Annotated in this window: 20 protein-coding genes and 1 pseudogene; 2 read left to right on the plus strand and 19 right to left on the minus strand. The window is 39.4% G+C overall.

All coding sequences use genetic code 11. The annotated features are described in order from the left end of the window. Positions 1 to 268: 268 nt before the first annotated feature. The 3 genes from brnQ to KW850_RS23585 all read right to left on the minus strand — a co-directional run bounded on the left by brnQ (position 269) and on the right by KW850_RS23585 (position 3,856). On the minus strand, positions 269 to 1,582 hold the full coding sequence (gene brnQ, locus KW850_RS23575; protein WP_218350204.1) for a branched-chain amino acid transport system II carrier protein: 1,314 nt from the start codon (positions 1,580 to 1,582) through the stop codon (positions 269 to 271). Positions 1,583 to 1,729: 147 nt separating this feature from the next. Next, complete coding sequence (locus tag KW850_RS23580) at positions 1,730 to 2,941, minus strand: GNAT family N-acetyltransferase (protein WP_218350205.1); 1,212 nt, start codon at positions 2,939 to 2,941, stop codon at positions 1,730 to 1,732. Between the two features lie 141 nt (positions 2,942 to 3,082). Next, positions 3,083 to 3,856, minus strand: a complete 774-nt coding sequence (locus tag KW850_RS23585) for a L,D-transpeptidase family protein (RefSeq protein WP_218350206.1) — start codon at positions 3,854 to 3,856, stop codon at positions 3,083 to 3,085. A 199-nt stretch (positions 3,857 to 4,055) separates the two neighbouring features. Between KW850_RS23585 and KW850_RS23590 the strand changes: the two genes are divergently transcribed. Together KW850_RS23590 and KW850_RS23595 are read left to right on the plus strand one after the other, a co-directional pair. Then, a complete protein-coding gene (locus tag KW850_RS23590; RefSeq protein ID WP_218350207.1) occupies positions 4,056 to 4,277 on the plus strand; it encodes a YczF family membrane protein in 222 nt (73 codons plus the stop codon). Positions 4,278 to 4,394: 117 nt separating this feature from the next. Beyond that, positions 4,395 to 4,514, plus strand: a pseudogene (locus KW850_RS23595) (GerAB/ArcD/ProY family transporter); the annotation flags it as partial. A gap of 192 nt (positions 4,515 to 4,706) precedes the next feature. Here KW850_RS23595 and KW850_RS23600 read toward each other — a convergent pair. The 16 genes from KW850_RS23600 to KW850_RS23675 form a co-directional block, all read right to left on the minus strand. Further along, the gene (locus KW850_RS23600; RefSeq protein WP_218350208.1) at positions 4,707 to 5,171 is read right to left on the minus strand and encodes a flavin reductase family protein; all 465 of its coding nucleotides are present in this window, start codon (positions 5,169 to 5,171) and stop codon (positions 4,707 to 4,709) included. A gap of 21 nt (positions 5,172 to 5,192) precedes the next feature. Beyond that, a complete protein-coding gene (locus KW850_RS23605) occupies positions 5,193 to 6,224 on the minus strand; it encodes a DMT family transporter (RefSeq protein WP_218350209.1) in 1,032 nt (343 codons plus the stop codon). A gap of 88 nt (positions 6,225 to 6,312) precedes the next feature. Further along, complete coding sequence (locus KW850_RS23610; protein ID WP_218350210.1) at positions 6,313 to 7,449, minus strand: FAD-dependent oxidoreductase; 1,137 nt, start codon at positions 7,447 to 7,449, stop codon at positions 6,313 to 6,315. A 186-nt stretch (positions 7,450 to 7,635) separates the two neighbouring features. Then, the gene (locus tag KW850_RS23615; RefSeq protein ID WP_256358417.1) at positions 7,636 to 8,469 is read right to left on the minus strand and encodes an alpha/beta fold hydrolase; all 834 of its coding nucleotides are present in this window, start codon (positions 8,467 to 8,469) and stop codon (positions 7,636 to 7,638) included. 307 nt (positions 8,470 to 8,776) lie between these two features. Beyond that, positions 8,777 to 9,130, minus strand: coding sequence for a Na-translocating system protein MpsC family protein (locus tag KW850_RS23620; protein WP_218350212.1), 354 nt, complete (start codon positions 9,128 to 9,130; stop codon positions 8,777 to 8,779). A gap of 89 nt (positions 9,131 to 9,219) precedes the next feature. Further along, positions 9,220 to 10,050: an alpha/beta hydrolase family protein gene (locus KW850_RS23625; RefSeq protein ID WP_218350213.1), complete on the minus strand. Its 831-nt coding sequence runs from the start codon at positions 10,048 to 10,050 to the stop codon at positions 9,220 to 9,222. A 735-nt stretch (positions 10,051 to 10,785) separates the two neighbouring features. Beyond that, positions 10,786 to 11,634, minus strand: coding sequence for a tryptophan 2,3-dioxygenase (kynA, locus tag KW850_RS23630; protein WP_218350214.1), 849 nt, complete (start codon positions 11,632 to 11,634; stop codon positions 10,786 to 10,788). Between the two features lie 48 nt (positions 11,635 to 11,682). After that, the gene (locus tag KW850_RS23635) at positions 11,683 to 13,104 is read right to left on the minus strand and encodes an amino acid permease (RefSeq protein ID WP_218350215.1); all 1,422 of its coding nucleotides are present in this window, start codon (positions 13,102 to 13,104) and stop codon (positions 11,683 to 11,685) included. A 24-nt stretch (positions 13,105 to 13,128) separates the two neighbouring features. Then, complete coding sequence (kynU, locus tag KW850_RS23640; RefSeq protein ID WP_218350216.1) at positions 13,129 to 14,397, minus strand: kynureninase; 1,269 nt, start codon at positions 14,395 to 14,397, stop codon at positions 13,129 to 13,131. Between the two features lie 811 nt (positions 14,398 to 15,208). After that, positions 15,209 to 15,997: a 2-keto-4-pentenoate hydratase gene (locus KW850_RS23645; RefSeq protein WP_218350217.1), complete on the minus strand. Its 789-nt coding sequence runs from the start codon at positions 15,995 to 15,997 to the stop codon at positions 15,209 to 15,211. 45 nt (positions 15,998 to 16,042) lie between these two features. Next, a complete protein-coding gene (locus tag KW850_RS23650) occupies positions 16,043 to 16,822 on the minus strand; it encodes a 2-keto-4-pentenoate hydratase (RefSeq protein ID WP_218350218.1) in 780 nt (259 codons plus the stop codon). Between the two features lie 71 nt (positions 16,823 to 16,893). Next, positions 16,894 to 18,360 carry an aldehyde dehydrogenase gene (locus tag KW850_RS23655; RefSeq protein ID WP_374226384.1) on the minus strand — a complete coding sequence of 489 codons (1,467 nt, stop codon included), beginning with the start codon at positions 18,358 to 18,360 and terminating at the stop codon, positions 16,894 to 16,896. Further along, positions 18,353 to 18,826 (minus strand): RidA family protein, encoded by a 474-nt coding sequence (locus KW850_RS23660; protein ID WP_179196016.1) that lies wholly within the window; start codon positions 18,824 to 18,826, stop codon positions 18,353 to 18,355. The genes KW850_RS23655 and KW850_RS23660 overlap by 8 nt, the downstream gene beginning before the upstream one ends. A 22-nt stretch (positions 18,827 to 18,848) precedes the next feature. Then, entirely contained in the window at positions 18,849 to 19,853 is a 1,005-nt protein-coding gene (locus KW850_RS23665; protein ID WP_218350292.1) for an amidohydrolase family protein, read from the minus strand. Beyond that, complete coding sequence (locus KW850_RS23670; RefSeq protein ID WP_218350220.1) at positions 19,844 to 20,383, minus strand: 3-hydroxyanthranilate 3,4-dioxygenase; 540 nt, start codon at positions 20,381 to 20,383, stop codon at positions 19,844 to 19,846. Before KW850_RS23670 ends, KW850_RS23665 begins: the two co-directional genes overlap by 10 nt. A 38-nt stretch (positions 20,384 to 20,421) precedes the next feature. Continuing rightward, positions 20,422 to 20,985 (minus strand): NADPH-dependent FMN reductase, encoded by a 564-nt coding sequence (locus KW850_RS23675; RefSeq protein WP_218350221.1) that lies wholly within the window; start codon positions 20,983 to 20,985, stop codon positions 20,422 to 20,424. Positions 20,986 to 21,036: the final 51 nt, after the last annotated feature.

Below are 21,036 nucleotides of genomic sequence, written 5' to 3' on the forward strand. Positions count from 1 at the left end.
GCGCGAAGCGCGCGAAATCTTGATGGTTTGGAAGGGGGTACCCCCTTCCAAACCATCAAAATTCATAAAAGCTGAAAAACATTGTAACCATAGGAAATACAATTTACACAAAATATAGGACTTGACTCTTTTTTCTTTCTTTGGGTCGTCAATAACACCTATTGACGACCTTACCCTCTCTTTTTTCTCTCTTTGGGTCGTCAATAAGCCCTATTGACGACCTTACCCTTTCTTTTTTCTTTCTTTCGGTCATCAATATCCTTTTTGACTACTGTACCAAAGGTTTTTCACTAAACATCCCAAGAAGATATCCTACTATTAAACCCAGCAGGGCTGGGATAATCCATCCTATTCCTTCCGTATAAAAGGGAAGAATATCAAGTGCCCCGCTCCATTCATTGGCGAGGAATGTTTTATTAATCGTATCAATAATACTAAAAAGAGCAACAAAGATGACAACAGTGATATAAATCTGCCGGGAATTCTTAATTAAATTATCGATGAGGCCTAACAAGATCATCACGATTGCAATCGGGTAAATCAAACCTAGAATCGGAACGGAGATCTGTAAGATTTGCGTTAATCCTAAATTAGCAATGGCAGTGCTAAGAACTGCTAGGATGATTACCCACGTTTTATACGTAATTTTTGGAATAGCATTCGCGAAAAATTGACTGCAGGATGTAACCAAACCAATCGATACACAAAAGCAGGCAATCGTAAATACTAGCCCTAATATCAAGGTCCCACTTTGTCCAAACAAGTGGGTCATAACATTAGACAATATTTGGGCCCCATTCTCCGTTTTTCCTAAGGATGAACTGGCTGCTCCTAAATAACCTAAAATAAGGTAGATCACGGTTAATAGCAACCCTGCACCTAATCCAGCGTACATCATATATACGGATCTTTTTTTGTTATCTAGTACTCCTTGTGATTTCAATGTATTGGCAATGACAATACCAAATGCTAAGGCAGCCAATGCATCCATTGTTAAATATCCATCTAAAAATCCTTGGAAGACAGGATTTGAAACATAATTATCCTTCGGTGCTGCGAAGGAACCGATTGGGTCAATTAAGCTTTTCACAAAAATAATTGCAATCAGGGCAAGTAGGATTGGCGTCAATAATTTCCCAAATAGGTCGATAAGCTTTGAAGGGTACATACATAACCAGGCTACTAAGCCAAAAAAGACAATACTATAAATAAGCAATGACACCGGACTTCCGACAACATTTTCTGGCAAAAAAGGCGCTAATCCCATTTCAAATGCAAGACTTCCCGCACGAGGAATCGCCAGTCCTGGTCCGATCGCGATATAGATGAGAAAAGGAAAGAGGAAAGCAAAATAAGGATGGACCCGCAGGTTTAGCTCATTAAAGCTGCCAGCCTTAGCTACTGCAATCACCCCTAAAATAGGGAGTCCTACTGCTGAAATAATAAAACCGGCAAGTGCCGTCCAGAGATGATTCCCCGCTGCTTGTCCCAAAAATGGTGGAAAGATCAGGTTACCAGCCCCGAAAAACATGGAAAATAACATAAAACTAATAAAGATAATCTGTTTAGCAGAAAAATTCATTCATAAACTCCTTTTTAAATAAAAATATTATTCCATTATAATAAACCAAATTTACCCCATAATGGTATATTTTTTTTAAACTTCCAACGATTGAATGATAAATTTCCTCTTCCGATTTCGAAAGAGGAAAAACAGACACTACCAACGTCAAAAATAATCAGAGAAATATGGTGTTTCTCGTTCAATTAAATTCTCTAAAATTTCCACCGTTTGTTCATTACAGTTAAGACGGCCGATTGCCGCCAAATAGGCTGGGCGTTTGTACCCGAATAACATCGTTGTCAATGTCTGAATACTAACGAATATATCCGGCTGCTCCACACTAAGTTTAAGATCCCCTTCCCCATTAGCCGATACATGAAGTGTAAATACTCCATTATTCCATTCAAGGATTGGATCATCAACCTGAAATGTAATGTGAATTTCAGTGCCTGGCGCCTTGAACGGGAATTGGCCGATAAACTGAGTGACATCCACAATACGTGCCATGAAATAGGGGGCAATGGTTTCTTTAATATCTCCGTCCTCCAGCCAGAAGGCCAATGGATCATTTGTATAAATATTACCGACAACTTTCGTAACCATAGAGAAATGAGCACTGATAAAATTCCAAAGGCCTTTTCGTGCCTCTTCATTCATATAGATCATTTCTTTAACGTGCAGGACATCTTGAGAAATCCAATATAACAAATACCCTTGCGGCTGATGGGATCGATCATAATAAACAGCTGCCGTTAATTCATCCAATTCCCAGCGCCAGAATTCATCCCAAGCTAAATGGTTTCGAATCATGGCCACATGTCGTCTTCTCGAAAAAAGCTGGTAAACGCTTTTTATATCGGGATGTTCGGTATTGAGCCGATCGACATATCCTGATACTTTCTTTACTTTCGGCAATTGATAGTCTTTTATTTCAAAGGTCATCTTATCGGAAACAATCTCCCAGCCCCGTTTACGATAAAAAGGCAAGGAATAAGGATATAAATAAGAAATCGATTGTTTCCTCTCTCTCATATCGGCAAGTGCCTGCCATATCAACTTATTCATCAATCCCAAATTTGCGTATTCTGGATAGGTCCCAACACCCGTTAAGCCGCCCATCTCAAAGGTACGACCATATATATTGACCTGAAACGGATAGACAGCAATTTGGGATATAAGTTTTTCTCCATCAAACCAGCCCAACACATCTGCCTGCTCCAAAACAGGCAGTTTTGCTAATGCAATTTCACGTTCCTCCCAGCCTACTTTCTGTAAGTCTTTTTTGGTCACTTGGAACACATACCGTAAGAGTTCATTGAATTGCCGCCAATGTTTGGGTTCTACTTTCTCCATTTTGAGCCTGTCTAGTCGACTCATACAATTCCCTCCAAATTTACACTCTTACTCTATGTTCATGTATTTTGTATAAATTTATGTAAACCTTCCGAAAAAAACTGAAGCAAATATAAATAAAAAAAGCTGCTCATCCATTTGAGCAACTTAAGGTCACCGATTCAGTTAATTCTTAATGCCGAGTGCTTTTTTGGTTGCTGGACCAACAATCCCATCCGCTGTAAGTTTATGTGCTTTTTGAAAATTGCGGACTGCACTGTCGGTGTTTCCTCCAAAGACACCATCTACACCCTTTGTACTAAAACCAAGGGAAGTAAGCTTACGCTGAAGTTCTTGGACGGCTGGACCCCGACTGCCTTTTTTAAGGATTTCTCCACTAGAATTAACAGGAACGGAAGGTGCACTTGACCCGCCTTTCACTTTGTATCCATTGGCTGTTGCAATCGCATTGAAAGATTTCCCTGATGATGTGATGATGACTGGGGTACCAGTTGGCACTTGATTAAACAGCCATTCTACCTCATTATCATACATCCGAATACAGCCGCTGCTTACATACCCGCCAATGGAACTTGGGTTGTTGTTTCCATGAATCCCATATGTTGTCCCCCATGTTCCACGGGCATTCAGACCGAGCCAGCGGTTACCTAGCGGATTACGAGGGTCACCACCTGGTATATGTCCCTTGTAGTACGGCCTGTTCTTGATCTTATTAACAATCTTAAACTTGCCTTCGGGTGTATACGATCTTTTTCTCCCGGTTCCAACTTTAAACTGTTTTTTAAACTGACCGTTTTCAAAGTAAGCAAGCCTGTTTGTTGTCTTGTTAATAATAATCAATTTTCCACCAGAGGTTGCCAAACTTGACGGAACACCAACAAAAAAACTAGACAACAGAAAAAAAGCAAATACAAAAAAAATCAACCACTTTTTGTGCAATCTAACCCCTCCATTACGACATAAATACTAATCCGTGTATCCTATGTCGGAATGGCTTGTACACATTACAAATATATATAAAGATATTACAAATCGGGCGAAAGTTAGGTAATATTGCCCCTTCATTTTAAATATATTTTTTGGATATATAGTAAAATATCATCAAATAATAAGATAAAAATTAAACTAGGGGATACTCATGAAACAGATTTTGATTTTCTTGTTATTGTTTACACTCGTAGTAGCTCTTGATGTATTAATGGATATACTTCAGGGTCTTGATATAAATGAAGTTATCCATGCCTTTATTAAAATAAAACAAAAAATAAAAAGCGAAGAAATTATTCTGATTATATTGTTATTCCTCCCTCTTATTATTTCAAAGTCCTACAATTTCTTTAATAGACAGAAAGAAGCCTAACATAATTCCTTCTTTTTTATTTGTGTAAACAAAGTGGGGGACCAGAGAAAAGCACAGACAATCTCGTCAAATATATCATATCGATACTGACCTCGCCTTTTCTTTTGTCCTGTTTTAGAAAGGGGCTGGGGCCCAATATTTAAAAACTTATTTCCAACAATTATGACTTTCCCTTTCGGTGAGATGATTACCTTCACTATGCTCTTGCCGTATTTGAACAAACAAGAAACCAAATAACACTATTTTATGTAATATGTACACTTATCAAAATTCAATTAACCCTTTAATTACAAATAAAAAAACCAGGCAAAAAATTGCCCGGTCCCTTTGTTATCGTTGAACTAATTTTTCCCTCTTCACTGGCCTCATTTGTTTTACGGGAGACGTCCCACAAAAAACATCTATGGATATGCACTATTATGTGGCAAGTTATTCTTCTAATAATGAACGATAACGACCGCTATAAAAAACGAGCGGTTCTGAATCTTTAAGGTGAATATCGGTCACTTTCCCAATAAATAATGTATGGTCCCCTTCAAGATGCTCTGCCGATACTTCACAAGCAATTTGTGCCACTACACCTGATAAAACTGGTTTTCCATCAAGACGATCAAACTCGACTTCACGGTATTCCTTCAACTGACCTGCAAAAATCATTGAAAGTTCCTTTTGATCCGCAGCTAAAATATTTACTGAAAAGATTTTACTTTCTTTGATTTTGTTAAGAATTCGCGCTTTTTCTCCAATTGAGATGATTACGAGCTTTGGATCGAGTGACACGGACATGAAAGCATTCGCTGTCATACCATGTACTTCTCCATCTAATTCTGTCGTAATAACCGTTACGCCTGTCGCAAATTTCCCCATTGCACTACGAAATTGACGATCATCCATTTTATATATACTCCTGTTTTTTTATTTAGAGCTTATTGAAGTGGAATTCAACAAGTCATCTACTGGAACTTCCACAGAACGTTCAACTTTAGGTTCTATGTTGCGCTGCAAAATAATAGCCGCGCTCAGAATAAGAACGCCACCGATTATTTGATTGAAGTAAAGAGTTTGTCCCAAAAACATTGAAGCAACTATTGCACCAGAAATCGGTTCAAATATAGCCAAAATTGAGGCTCTTGATGCACCGATCATTCGAATACCTGTCAATAACATCATTGTAGGAATTGCAGCTCCAACAATCCCTGCGAATAGCAAAATTGGCCAAAGTGAAGCATCATGGAAAGGTTGGATGAGTGACTCCTTTTCTCCGAAAACAAAGCCAATCACAGCAAAAACTACAGCACCTGCTGTTAGAAAAAGAGTTGTCGCGTACGAAGCTGGAATACTTGGATAACCCTTACGGCCAACAAGAAAATAAATCGACATTCCTACCGCCGCTCCAAGTGCGAGGATAATTCCAAGTGAATCAAATCGAACAGCATCCCCTCCAAGCATTTGTCCAACAATAGCCAGCGTACTTCCCCCTAAAGCAAACAACAGAGCAATAAACTTTGGTCGCGTAAACGATTCACGCCCGGTGATAGCACAGATCACTGTCACCAGAGCTGGATAGATGTAAAACAAAAGGAGTGCCAACGCAACTGTTAAATGAACGAAAGCATAAAATATCGCAAGACTGTAAGACATAAACATAATAGCCGCTATACATAAGTTACGTAACTGCCATTTAGGAATCTTTGATAAAGGAGTACGTTCTGTATGATCTGGCCGTCCTATACCAAAAACAAGGAGAACTACCATAGTAATTGCTCCAATTGTTTCACGCCAAGTGGCAAATGCAACAGGACTTATCCCAGCTTCATAGGCAAAGTTAGTTAAGGTCCCTAGACTAGAAAAAAGAGCTGAGGCAAATAGAACAATTAAAATTCCTTTGAGTTGAGAATTACCAGATTTTGTTTTTGATATTTCATGCTGTTTCTCATAATTATTCATATCTAACCGCCCCTTTTATTTGGTTTAGAATACACCCTATTAATCGTCATCAACATCCTTCATGCGTTTATAGCCATCCGTGTATATCTTAGCCTACAAATACTTCTTTTGATCCGGTAACATGTCTTGCTGCCAGACTTAACATATGATCGATATTTTCAGACTCCATCACTTTTCTGATAATCTCAGAGCGAATATTTAATAAATCCTTTGGCCAATTTGAAGCAGCTGCACCATATATCCTAGACCAAATTTGAGTTTTTTCCGCAATTGGTCTCATTATATCTTCCCAACGCTGAAGTGCTATATCGATATCATATTGATCCAGTTGTTTGGCTAACTCCAAAGCACTAGTTATACTTACTCCTGCTCCTTGACCTAAATTGGGTTCCATACCATGTGCAGCATCGCCAAGTAATGCTACTCTTCCCTTTGTCCAGGACTTTAAGAATATATAAATAAAGTTACGATCTAATCTAGCATATTCAATTCTATTTATAACGGATTCCAAATGAGGGAACGTGGATAACCATACTCTCTTATTTATCGGATCTGAAAGTGCTTCCTCATCTGTGGAAGGCGCTGTCAAGTATACATAGCGGAATATATCTGTAGATGGTGCAATACCAATACGGCGATAACCATTCCAATGTTCCATGGCACGTCCATATTCGTCCTCATTCAGCCTTGGAATCAATGCTCTTATCGCTCCGTTGTTCATTGGCTCAAAAGTGTGTTTAATATTAAGTGAATTTCTAATAGTAGAATAGACACCATCCGCTCCCACAATAAGATCAGCCCTGAATGTTTTACCATTATCCAATGTAATTGTTCCTGAAGGATCTGCAGACACTACACAAGCATTTGTTTCAATCTGTACCCCTGCTTTCAGAGCTGCTCGAGCTAAAGCGCTGTGAATATCTTTACGGGGAATAACGCAAAAACGATTATCTTCTAAAAATTTAGTAGAATGTATTAATTCTCGCTTATTGTCAATCATATCTAAACTCGTAATAAACTCTATATCTTTACTCGCTTCATCATATACGTTAATTGATTCTAATACCTTTAATCCATTTTCCCATGTATAAAGACCTGCCCCAATTTCTCTAAGTTCTGAGGATCTTTCTAAGATAATAACACCCCAACCACGTTGAGCAAGTGCTGTTCCTAACGTTAAACCTGATAATCCGGCACCAGCAATGATAATTTTCTTTTTACCCAACTTATCCCATCCTCCTTTTTTGTAGCCTCATTTCCGAAGCTCCACTTTTATTCAAATACTAGTAGAGACTTTCATGTGTATCAAAAGTTTCACTTCAATAAATGCCCCTATTTTTCATGCTAATAACTCAAGATGAAACATAGGGGCAATGAAGGATCAGTCAATGATGTTTTATAAGAATCCTTTCTACCTAATTAATGAGTTTGCAGATATGAATTCATTGATATGATTCGCTACCGCTTCCGGGGACTCGAGCGTAGGAAAATGTGTCTTTCCACTGATTTGTTTGAAGTCGAACCACGGGTGTTCATCTTTAAATCTCTGTTGCATCTCTTCATATCCGGTTACTGGAGCCTGCGAATAAATGTGCACAATTGGGCGTTTTGGATCCAGTGCAGTCATTCGCTCAAGTGGCGATTTCCAAGTTTGGTATGCATTCTCTATTACTCTGCAGGCCCTATCCCACATGTCAAAACCGAAACTGGCCATCTCTTTGTTTAGGTGATCAATTATGTTGCGATTGGTGCTGATGCCGAGCCAATGGTTAAACAGGTTTTTCCGACCAGCCATCCAGCGATCTGGATGCTGAATATCCTGCAAATCTTTTATAAATTCCTCTCCTGCCTCTACTAGGATCCAGTCTATGACTACAGTTTGAGGTACTCTAGCCGTTCCAAGCCGTTGGCAGATCTCAATATTGGCCCATCCACCATGGGAAGTTGACACAGGGACAACTTTTTGGATGTCTAGTGCATCCAATACTGCAATGACGTCATCAGCTTGCTCTCTGATACCGAAATCTCCCGGGAGACGCACTGGATCCGAATGCCCGCGCCAGTTCATACGAAGCACCTTATGCTTTTGCGCCAACGGCTTAACCAATTTGTCGAATAGCCTGTGGTCTTGACACCAACCACTTAGCAATAGTATTACCGGACCATTCGCGTCACCGTGAATATCGTACGTAATCTGCTGACCATTAACTTTAATAGATTTAAGTTGGTTATTTACTTGATTCATCAATAATTCATCTCCATTCTCATAATTAAACAGTTAAGCCTTCCATTAGCACTACCAAAAAATACATTTTAATAAGATATCTTCATTTCCCCCCTTTTTTTCGAAATTACAAAAAAGGGCAGACCACAGCTTATAAAAACTAATCAATTAGTTTTATAAGCCATGGTCTGCCCTTGATTATTCGTGTCAAGAAGCCACCCAATGGTTCTTGGATGAGCAAAGATTCTTCATCTTCGCCTTTTTTATTTTTATTATATTCACAATTATATGAAAATTTAATCTATAAATCAAGCGCTTTCATTTTAATTTATAAAATTTTTTTTTCAAATACAAGAACACCTACAGCTGAATCATTTTCCAAATCCCACGCTGCATAATTTTCTAAAACTTTTAACCCAACTATTCTTTCAAATGATGCGATATATTCATCGTTTGTATTTTCTACAAATAGTTGTCTAGCTCTTAATACTACATTTTTCCCTTCTTGACTGTTCAAAATATTTTTTTCCATTTGAGTTAATATCCCTTTTATTAAAAAAACCAGAACATTATCTGTTATTTTTATTTCAGTATCACGTGGACCTCTTCCTAAAGTTTCTTTAATATAGTAACTAATAAAATTAGAAATCTCTCGTTCAATAGTATTTCGAGTTTTATTCATATAAAATTCCCACCTCTATATTATATTGTCTAAATAAAGACCATATTTATGCAGCCAATTCATGATGGATGTTTACTTGTTCATGTGTGCTATTGATTCAACAAGTTTACAATTGATTCAACCACTATAGGCCACTCATCTGATTCTGGATCAATAATCTTAAAGTGCTCTGCACTTGAAATAGCTTTTAAGATAACATCATCGCCTGAGCACTTAGCAGTTTTTTCGAATTGCTCACTAATGCCAATTGGTACATTGATATCAAGTGAACCATGAATAAGCACAAGTGGAACACAGATGGGTAGAAGAGCTATGGGTGAACCTTCAGCATACCGACTATGAAGGTATTTTGGCATTCCATCAAATAGGTCTCGTGTTGGATTATCACTGACTCCAGTTTTCACTTCTCGCAATACATGGATATCGTGCATAAGTGCAGGGTCACAAACACCTGCAAGACTTATTGCTCCTTTTAAAGACAAAGGATTCTCGGAAGTTTTTAAAATGCTATTCGGAGGAAGGTTGTGTCGCGCAGCAATCCATAGAGCTAGATGTCCCCCAGCTGAATGTCCGATCGTAACAATACGATCTAAGTCAAGCGGATAGGATTCTGCAAGGGTTCGAACAAAATCTACCGCTTGTGCATTATCCAAAAAAGTACCTGGCCAACCTCCTCCCTCTTGCCCAACTCGACGGTATTCTATGTTCCATGTTGCAATGCCTCGAGAAGTTAAATCTTCTGCAAACTTATCCATTTGGTCTAACTCATATTTTGCTCTCCAAAAGCCTCCATGGATCAGAATTGCAACTGGAAAGGGACCATTACCTTCTGGCAGCCTTAAGTCCCCAAATTGGTTTTCATTTTCCCCATAGGCAATTCGTTGTAAACTCTTGACGTTTCTATCTAAGGAAAATTTCATAGCCATACGCCCCTTTACTTAAATTATTTTTTATCGAAAACTTTTCGAATTCCTATCAAACTAAAATGCAATTTATCTACAAAGATATTGATCCATGGTCACCATAAATTAAAATTAGATAAAAATCTCTACTATTCTTTTATTGTAAAAAATAGTTAAAACCATAATGTTTATACATAAATAAATGTAACTACTAAACCGTCTTTGGAATGTAAACTACTTAACATAATATTACTTTAATTTTTGAAGAGGTTACCACTGAACCAATTTTTTCCCTTCACGGGCATTGTACGCTTCCTATGGTTACCGTTGAACCCATTTTTCTCACTTTACGGGCATCATACGCTTCCTATGGTTACCGTTGAACCCATTTTTCTTCCTTCCCGGGCATCATACGCTTTCTATGATTACCGTTGAACCCATTTTTCTCCCTTCACGGGCTTCATACGCTTCCTATGGTTCCCGTTGAACCAATTTTTCTCCCTTCACGGGCATCATACGCTTCCTATGGTTACCGTTGAACCAATTTTTCTCCCTTTACGGGCATCATACGCTTCCTAGGGTTACTGTTGAACCAATTTTTCTCCCTTCACGGGCATTGGTCGCTTCCACTAGTTAGCGCTGTGACTGATTTTTCCCTCTTAACGGGCATCAGGAACACCTTTGAACTTATGAAAAAAACCGCAAACCTAATAACAAGGTCTGCGGCCAATTTGTCCTTATAAGCTATTCAATCTAAAGCTTCGTTCTTAAACTCCAAAGCTCTGGGAAAAATTGTTGGTCTAGTGCTCGTTTTAAATAAGACACTCCTGACGACCCACCTGTCCCCTGCTTATGGCCGATGATTCTTTCTACGGTACTCATATGGTTAAATCGCCATAATTGCTGTTGATTGCCGATATCCACTAACTTCTCTGCCAACTCGTATAAATCCCAGTATTGATCAACATTTCGATAGACGGTTAGCCATGCCTCCTCAACACTTGCGTTTGGCTCGTAGTTTTTGGACAAATCCCGATTACGAGCTTCATGATCGACAGGTAATCCACGTGCAACGAGTGCCTGGATTGCAGCATCATAAATACTTGGTTGATGCAGGGCCGCTTGCATTTTTTCATATAGCTCTGGTTGATGCTGATAGACTGCTAATGTATGGGCATTTTTATTCCCTAAGGCAAATTCAATCAACCGATTCTGATAAGACTGGAATCCTGACGATTGACCCAATTTATCCCTAAACTCTAAGTACTCAGCAGGTGTCAGCGTCGAAAGAACACTCCATGACTGGATCAATTGCTGCTGTATTCGCGAAACACGGGAAAGGATTTTGAATGATGGCTCCAAATCATTATTTTGAATATGATCAATTGCCGCCGACAATTCATGAATGATTAGTTTCATCCATAATTCACTTGCTTGATGGATAACGATAAATAACATTTCATCATGGTGATCGGATACCCGATGCTGACTAGATAAGATCTTATCAAGTTGAAGATAATCCCCATAGGACATCGATTTTTGAAAATCGGTTTGGATCGATTTCTCTAGACCGTTGTTTGCGCTTTTTTCTTGTGAGTTCATAATATCCTCCCGCTGTATCCTCTTTTTGTGTAAACTTACTTTTACGTTCTAATTTACCTTTTTGTTAAGTATAGCATCTGACTCGTTCTTTTCAGGATTGTTTTTTCTTTTATTAAGAATAAAATAGGCAGCAGTTAAAAATAGTAACCATGGAACACCGAATTGGAGCATGATTTTAAAACCTGTAAACCAAGTGGTGATCATTAAACTGAATAGAAGAACCGCTCCTAATAGCGTCAAGTAAGGAAATCCGGGCATTTTAACTGGCAATTTCCGGCCACCTGACTTCTCCCACTTTTTTCTGAAAAACAAGTGTGAAACAAACACCATAAACCATGTGAAGATAGCACCGAACATGGAGATTCCCATCATAAAGGCGTACGACGAGTCAGGTAATAATGCGTTTACCGCTGCAGCAAGAAATATCCCCAATGTAGAAATGGCAAGAGCACTTAACGGTACTCCTTTTTTGCTTAATTTACCTAAAAAGGCAGGTGCATAATTTCCTCGTGATAGAGAAAACATCATTCGTGTCGAAGCATAAAGCTGACTATTCATGGCCGAGAGAGCTGCTGTTAAAATTATAAAATTCATAATTCCACTTGCACCTGGAATATTTAAGAGTTCCATCACTTTTACGAAAGGACTTTCCTCCACTCCGGCTGATTTCCACGGAACAATCATTAGCATGATGCCAAGAGTAATAATATAAAATGTAGATAAACGGAAGACAGTTGCTTTCAAAGCTTTAGGTACCGCAACATCTGGATCCTTCGCTTCTCCAGCAGTAACGGCGATCAATTCCGTCCCTAAAAAGCTAAATAGAGAAATAAAGATTGCAACCCACATTCCCCACATGCCGAACGGTAAGAAACCACCTTCATTAACAAAGTTCTCAGGTCCCATTTCCGGCTTAGCAGACCCTCCAATGAAAACATATGCTCCAAGAAGAATGAATCCAACGATAGCACTAATTTTGATCATCGAAAACCAATACTCAAATGTCGCAAAGGTATTGACACTTGTTGCATTTACATAAATTAGGACAGCGGCGAACAATAAAATCCATACAAACCCAGGAACATCTGAAAACCAATACTTCATATATACTGCAATGGCACTTACTTCTACCCCAACGGCAAGAACGTTTGCAATCCAATAGGAATAGCGGACCAGATAACCTGCGAACGGGCTTATATACTTCTCAGATATGGTTCCAAACGACCCTGAGGTTGGATGGGCCACCGTCATTTCTGATAAACATCCCATTAAAAGTAAGACAATGAAGGCACCAATCGCGTAACTGATTAATACGCTTGGGCCAGCAGTACTGATCGCAAGACCGCTGCCAAGGAAAAGTCCTGTTCCGATTGCACACCCCATCGCAATCATTGTCAGTTGACTAGTTTTTAACTCTCGTTTTAACCCGTTTTCTGAGCCATTTACATTTTTCAAATCATTGTTCGCCATATAATTCCTCCTCATCCCATTAGATTAAGCAACGACTTCACGTTCATTTTTAAACTTTTCATATTGCTTTTCATTCATAATCTTCTTAAGAATCTGGACGACTTCCCAAACATCCATATAGGAGGTATAAAGCGCGACAGGAGCAAGACGAATGATGTTTGGAGCACGGAAATCTGGAATGATCCCATTTTCTTTCAACGCTTTACAAATTCGCGCTGCTTCTATATGCTCCAAACTTACATGACCCCCACGGCGGAAATCCTCAATTGGGTTTCCAATTGTAAATCCCATGCCTGCTGCCTCTCGATTTAGTAGGTCCATTAAAAATTGATTAATCTTTAATGACTTAGCGCGAATATTTTCAATTCCTGCTTCTGCAAAAATCTCCAAGGCGCCTAGTAACGGGGCAAGACTCAAAACATGTGGTGTCCCAATTTGATAAGCCCCTGCGGAATCAGCCGGTGTTAGCGTGTGCTCCATATCGAATTGTTTCTCTTTTTTCGAACCGAACCAGCCAGCCAGACCAGGCGATGTACCAAAATGTTTAGAATTCACATATAAACCGCCCACACTTCCTGGACCACCATTTAAATGTTTGTAATTGCACCAATATGCAAAATCCACGCCCCATTCACTAAACGAATGCGGTATCGCTCCAATCGAATGACATCCATCAAAACCAATTAATATCCCTCTTTTGTTTGCTTCAGCCGTCAACCGTTTCATGTCCAGGATTTGGCCGCTTCGATAAAGGACAGTTGGCAAAATAATGAGTGCAATATCATCGGTCATCGCTTCGATAATATCTTCTTCCTCTAAAAAGCGTCCATCGCGGCTTTTAACACGAACAAGATGTGTATCTGGATCAAATCCGTGAATGCGAAGCTGGCTTTGCAGCGCATAAATATCTGATGGAAAGGTTAATTCATCCGCCAAAATTTTCGTCCGAGTCCCCTCTGGCTTATAAAAAGTCGCAACAAGCTGATGCAAGTTGACCGTTGTGGAACCAGTTACAATCACTTCATTCGCTGAAGCACCTACTAACGGAGCGATCATCTCTCCTAGTTTTTCCGATAAAAAAAACCAAGGGTGTTTCCCATTTGTCCAACCGTCAATTCCATGCTCTTTCCAATCATTTAAAGACTCCAAAAGAGTCCTTTCTGCTCTTTTCGAAAGAAGCCCCAGTGAATTTCCGTCCATATAAATGGAATTCGGCTTTATGTAAAATTCTTCTCTAAATCTATTAAGGCTATCTGCATTATCCAATTGTTGTGCATACTCTAAAGTTAACAACAGTGTATCCTCCGATCTTTTATTAATTAGGCTTTTTTATGAAAGATTATTGCTTTTTGTAAAAAGGAAAACTGTTTCGTTAGGGAATATTTTATTAACCATTAGTCGATACCGTCGATTCTATTTATCTAAGATGACGAGCACGATTAACCCCATTCATTACAGTGGACTCCATTTTTCTAAGGTGACGGGCACGATTAACCTCTAATCGTTACCGTGGACTCCATTTTTCCAAGGTGACGGGCACGATTAACCCCTATTCGTTACCCTCGACTCCATTTTTCTAAGTTGACGAGCACGATTAACCCCTATTCGTTACCGTCGACTCCATTTTTCTAAGGTGACGGGCACGATTAACACATATTCGTTACCGTCGACTCCATTTTTCTAAGGTGACGGGCACGATTAACACCTATTCGTTACCGTCGACTCCATTTTTCTTAGATGACGGGCACGATTAACCTCTAATCGTTACCGTCGACTCCATTTTTTCTTAGATGACGGGCACGATTAACCCCTATTTGTTACCGTCGACTCCATTTTTCTTAGATGACGGGCACGATTAGCCCCTTTTCATTACCGTGGACTCCATTTTTCCAAGGTGGCGGGCACGATTAACCTCTATTCGTTACCGTCGACTCCATTTTTCTTATGTCACAGGCACCATTAATCTCTATGATTATCAAATTTTAGTAATTTTTTTCGAAAAATAGTTAATTCTTCATAGAAATAAGTATTTAAGGAAATTGGTTGTCTATAAAAACAACAAAGTTTACGAAAACAGCCTTTAATTAAATTAAGTAGCATCCGATTATTTGCTAGAAAAAGAAACACTGCCTAAGTCCGCAAATTGTGCCAAAATGGTATCACCTGGTTGAAAGCTAATTGCTTCCGTTATAGCGCCGCTAAGAACGATATCGCCTTTCTTTAATCCCCGACCAGTTTCTCCAAGTTTGTTTACAGCCCAAGCAACCGCAGCAGCTGGATCGCCTAACACAGCAGCACTGCTTCCCGTTGTTGCGACCTCTGAATTCTTTGACATATAAACACCAATTTCTTTTAGGTTTAGTGCATCCGGTGATACCCATTTGTTACCTACAATAAATTTTGAGGAAGAACAGTTATCCGCAACAACATCTACGAGTGTAAACTTGAAATCTAAATAACGACTATCAATAACCTCGATCGCAGGCGCTACATATTTCGTCACCTTTAAAATATCATCAGCGGTAACACTAGTGCCTTGGATATCTTCATTAATTAAGAAAGCAATTTCGGGTTCTGCCTTAGGATGAATGAAACTGCTAAATTGGACTGGTTCCCATTCAGGTGCAAGCATATCATCCATTAAATACCCGTAGATAGCTTCATGGACACCCATCATCTCCTGCTTTGCCTTACTTGTTAAACCGAGTTTTACACCAATTCTTCGAAGCCCCTCTTGTTCTTTTTGCTCAATTAATTTTTGTTGTATTTCATAGGCTTGCTCAAATGTTAGAGTTGGGTAACTAGTGGTGATTTTCTCAACTTCCCGCTTGTCCTTTTCTGCAGCTAATAGGTAGTTTACGATTTCTTGTTCTGTTCCTTGCAACAGTGTCATAATGGAACCTCCACTTTTAATATTTTTATTCGAGAAAAAACTCTCTTACTCAAATGTTACAGATACAGTTCCTAATGGGCCAAAATCTGCAACAATCATGTCGCCTTCGTTTACTGAAATGGCACCAGAAAGTGCTCCAGGAAGAATTAACTCACCTGCTTTAAGTGTAATCCCAAATTCATGTAATTTATTGGCTAACCATGCGACTGCTTGTGCCGGGTGTCCTAGAGCGGCCGTCCCAGCTCCTGTAGCGACGAGCTCATCATTTTTATAAAGGACCATTCCTTGGGATCGCAAATCCAAGCCTTCAATGGTGCTCATCTTATCCCCGACCACTACTCTCGCTGAGGAGCCATTATCGGCCACCGTATCAACCAATTTGATCTTCCAGTCAGAAATACGGCTGTCAATAATCTCGATGGTAGGTACTACATATTTGGTAGCCATTAACACATCTAGATAATTCACATTTGGACCCACTAAATCTTGTTCCAAAATAAAACCAATTTCCGCTTCAACCTTCGGACTGATAAATTCAGCAATTTTCACCTTTGCTTCATGATCTATTTTCATATCATCTAACAGGTGGCCATAATCAGGTTCATCGACGCCAAGCATTTGCTGCATTGCTTTACTTGTAAGCCCAACCTTTTTCCCTATCACTTCATTTCCTGCTTTTAACTTTTTACCGATTACTTCTAATTGGATTTGATAGGCGTCGCTTATAGTCAACTCGGAATAGCGCTCCGTCAGCGGTGCGACAGAATATTGATGATTTTCTGCATCAATTAATTCATTTGCAATCTTTCCTACTAATTCTCCCATTTCTTCCTACACCTTCCTTTTCCATAATAATAGATAAAAAGTGGCCATTCAGCCACCTTTTACTTTTAATATTATAATTTCATTGTAATCGTCTTGGCCTCTGTGTAAAATTCAAAACTATGACGTCCACCTTCTCGGCCGATACCACTTGCCTTGGACCCTCCAAATGGCGTTCTTAAATCACGATAATACCAGCAATTGATCCAGAATAAGCCTGAATCGATTTGAGAAGCTACACGATGTGCACGCCTTAAATCATTCGACCAGACTACACCAGCCAACCCATAAATCGAATCGTTGGCGATTTGAATCGCTTCCTCTTCCGTTTTAAATGGAATGACAACTAAAACCGGTCCAAAGATTTCTTCCTGTGCGACTCTCATTTTGTTATTTACATCATAGAGCACGGTTGGTTCGTAAAAGTTTCCTTGTGATAATCCTGCCACACGCTTGCCGCCTACAGCAAGCTTCGCACCTTCAGAAATTCCAATTTGCACATAGTTATCAACTGTTTCTAGATGACCTTTGGAAATCAGTGCGCCCATATCTGTCTTTTCATCCAATGGATCGCCCACTTTGATGTTCTTTGCTGCTGTAACAAACTTTTCTAGGAATTTATCATAAACCGATTCTTGCACTAGTAATCGAGAACCAGCTAAACAGATTTCCCCTTGATTTCTAAAAATCGCTTCAATTGAACCTGCCACTGCCTCATCTAAGTCAGCATCTTCAAACACGATATTGGCTGATTTTCCACCTAATTCTAATGATACAGGAATTAACTGGGATGCTGCGTTTCTCATAACTGTTTTTCCAGTGGAGCTCTCCCCGACAAATGAAATCCTGCGAACGTACGGATGAATGGTCATGGCCGTTCCTACTGTTCCACCCGGACCTGTTAGTATATTCAACACGCCTGGCGGTAATCCTGCTTCGTTGGCAATTTCACCTAACATGACCGCACTTAGTGGAGTATAGGAAGCAGGCTTAACGATCACCGTATTACCAGCAGCTAACGCAGCAGAGACTTTCCAAGTCATTTGCATGAATGGTAAATTCCAAGGAATGATCAAGCTTGTGACACCTGCTGGTGCATATTTGGTATAGCTCATATGCTTGGATTGTTCGTAATGCTCGTGATTAATGTATTTTGCCATTTCGGCAAAGAATCTTAAGTTTGATGCTGCACGCGGGATATCAAAATCTCTGCTTTCTCTAATGGGCTTACCCACATCTAATGTTTCAATTAGCGCTAACTCATCGACTCGTTCCATGACAAGATCTGACATTCTGCACAGGATTTTTGCTCTTTCTTCTACTGGCATTTTACTCCAAATACCACTATCATAGGTTCGCTTTGCGACCTGAATCGCTCTTTCTACATCTTGCTCACTTGCACTTGCAACCGCAGCTAATTTTTGATTCGTAGCTGGATTAATCGTGTCAAAGGTTTCTCCTGAAATAGCGCTTACATATTCTCCATTAATAAACAGCTTGGCATCGTTAATTTGAAGTTGTTTTTCTAGGACATTACTCACCGAGATCACCATCCTCAACTTCTACAATCATCTCAACTTCCACAGCGTTATTGTGTGGTAGCTGTGACATCCCAACAGCTGATCTTGCATGCCTTCCCTTTTCACCAAACACTTCCACCAACAAATCGGAGGATCCATTCATTACTTTAGGATGGTCTTTAAAATCGGGCGAGCTGTTCACCATACCAAGGATTTTAACAATCCGTTTCACTTTGCTTAGGTCGCCGAGTTCATTCTTGACTACTGCTAATAGATTAAGCATACATTGTCTTGCGGCTTGATAGCCAACTTCTATTGATACATCTTCACCAAGTTTCCCACGGTATTCATCTGTACCTTGTCCTGATGTGAAAATAAGATTCCCTGTCCGAACACAACTTACATAATTACCTGATGCGGGGCGGAGCGCTGGAAGCTTTAATCCAAGTTCCTCTAATCTCTCTTCTGGGGTGATCACCTTGTCTATCATCTTCTCATCTCATTTCCTATTAAATTAATAAATTAACCGGTAAATTTAAAAATCTAAGTGCATTTTCACCTAACATGGCCCGTTTCTGTTCTTCGCTTAGAGTTAGGGTGTCATCAATTATCTTCCCTGGTGGAGTTTCCCGAAGTAAGAATGGGTAATCCGACCCCATGATGACTTGTTCAGCACCAAATTTTTCGACTAAGAATTTAATATTTACAGGGTTATTTACGATTGAATCATAGAAAAATTTCTTTGCATAAAAACTTGGCGGATTCTCCGTGAGCTGCAAATGCGGCCATACATTCCAACCATGATCAAGTCTAGGAAGAATGTAAGGAAGTGACCCTCCGCCATGAGAAAAACAAATTTTTAGTCCAGGAAATTTCTCGATGACACCGCCTAGGATTAAACTTGCGGCAGCTAAGGCTGTTTCACTTGGCATTCCAACCGTATACATTAAGTTATGGGAGGAAAAACGATCCCCGCCAAGCGTTTCCCATGGATGAACAAATATTGGAACATTCCATTTCTCACACATCGCAAAGAAATCGATTAACGATGCATCGTCCAAATTTTTGCCATTAATGTTAGTACCAATCTCAATCCCTTTTAAGCCAAGTTGATGTACACAGCGGTCTAGTTCACGAATCGCTTCTTCGACATTTTGCAGAGGAACCGTCCCTAACCCAATAAACTTGGTAGGATGCTGCGCGACTGTTTCCGCGATGAAATCATTTTGAAATCTAGCCATAGCCACCGCTTCTTCTGTAGGTGCCCAATAGGAAAACGTTACAGGAATTGGCGATAAAACTTGTATGTCTACATTTTCCCTATCCATATCGGAAATCCTTTTTTCAGGACTCCAAACTTGGTCTGTCACTTCACGGAACACCTTTCCGGATACCATGATATTAGCACCACATGAGCAAGTAGGCTTGAGAACCGGCCACTTGTCATTTTGGTACTTTTTTGCAAAATCAGGGAAATTTTCAGGGATGATATGTGTATGAAAATCTACTCGCATTTCCATTCACTCGCTTCTTCTGGCATAATATGTCCACAGTTCTTACAAGAGCGAAGTTCTAAATTACTGTTAAATCCATTAATCGCCTCTTTTACCTGCACTTCAATATTCGTCAATTGGACGGTAACGCGATGCATTTCATGATCACATTCATCACAGAACCAAACAAAATCCTCTAATTCACCTTCAGCTCTGTCACGTTCAATGACGATTCCGATTGTATCAGCGACCCGATGTGGTGAGTGAGGTACGTTTGGAGGGAGATGAAATACTTCCCCTTCTTTCACCGTAATTACTTCTCTTTTACCGTTCGCATTAATAATTTCAACGTAGCAATCGCCTTTTAATTGATAAAAAATCTCTTCTGATGGATCAACATGGAAATCACGGCGTTTGTTTGGACCTCCGAGGACCATAAACATTAGTTCTGAATCCTTCCAAACTACTTTATTATTTACCGGTGGCTTAAGTAATTCCTTATTTTCTTCAATAAATCCCCATAGATTAATCGGTTTTAAAGAGTTTGTCATAGCAATCTTCTCCTCTCAAATTTTAATACAAAAGCTTATCAATTTACAGTTGCGAATTTTTCTTCTGATGATTTTAATGCCTCCTGCATGAAGACCACTTCATTTGCTAACGCAGTAATTCTTGTAAGAACCTCAGCATCGATGATTTCATTTTCTTCATCAAAATGATCGTTATTGACATAGACATAACCTGGTGCCACAAAGGCTCGGAAAAATCCTGCGATCGGCTTCAATTGGTTTTCGATAACAAGGTAATGCTGATATGTACCGCCTGTTGCAATAAAACCGATTACTTTGTTGCGAATATCCTTTGGATTGATTAAATCAAACAAATTTTTGAGCGGGCCTGATAAAGATCCTTGGAATATCGGTGTTCCGATAATATAGAAGTCAGCAGAATTAACAATATCTAGAACTTTTTTCGTGTCACCTGTATAGTTTGAAGGATTTCGTCCATCACAGAACTGCACATCATAATCTCTTAAATCAAGCAATTCTACTTCAACGTTAGGATGATGTTTCTTTACTTCCTCTAATACCTTTTGAACAACAATACTTGTTCTTGCTCCAATGATGGTGCCTGATATTCCTAATAACTTCATAGTGTTAACTCCCTTCTATTGATGTGTGGATATCATGTAGTCTCAATCTCT

Source organism: Bacillus sp. sid0103, assembly GCF_019219025.1.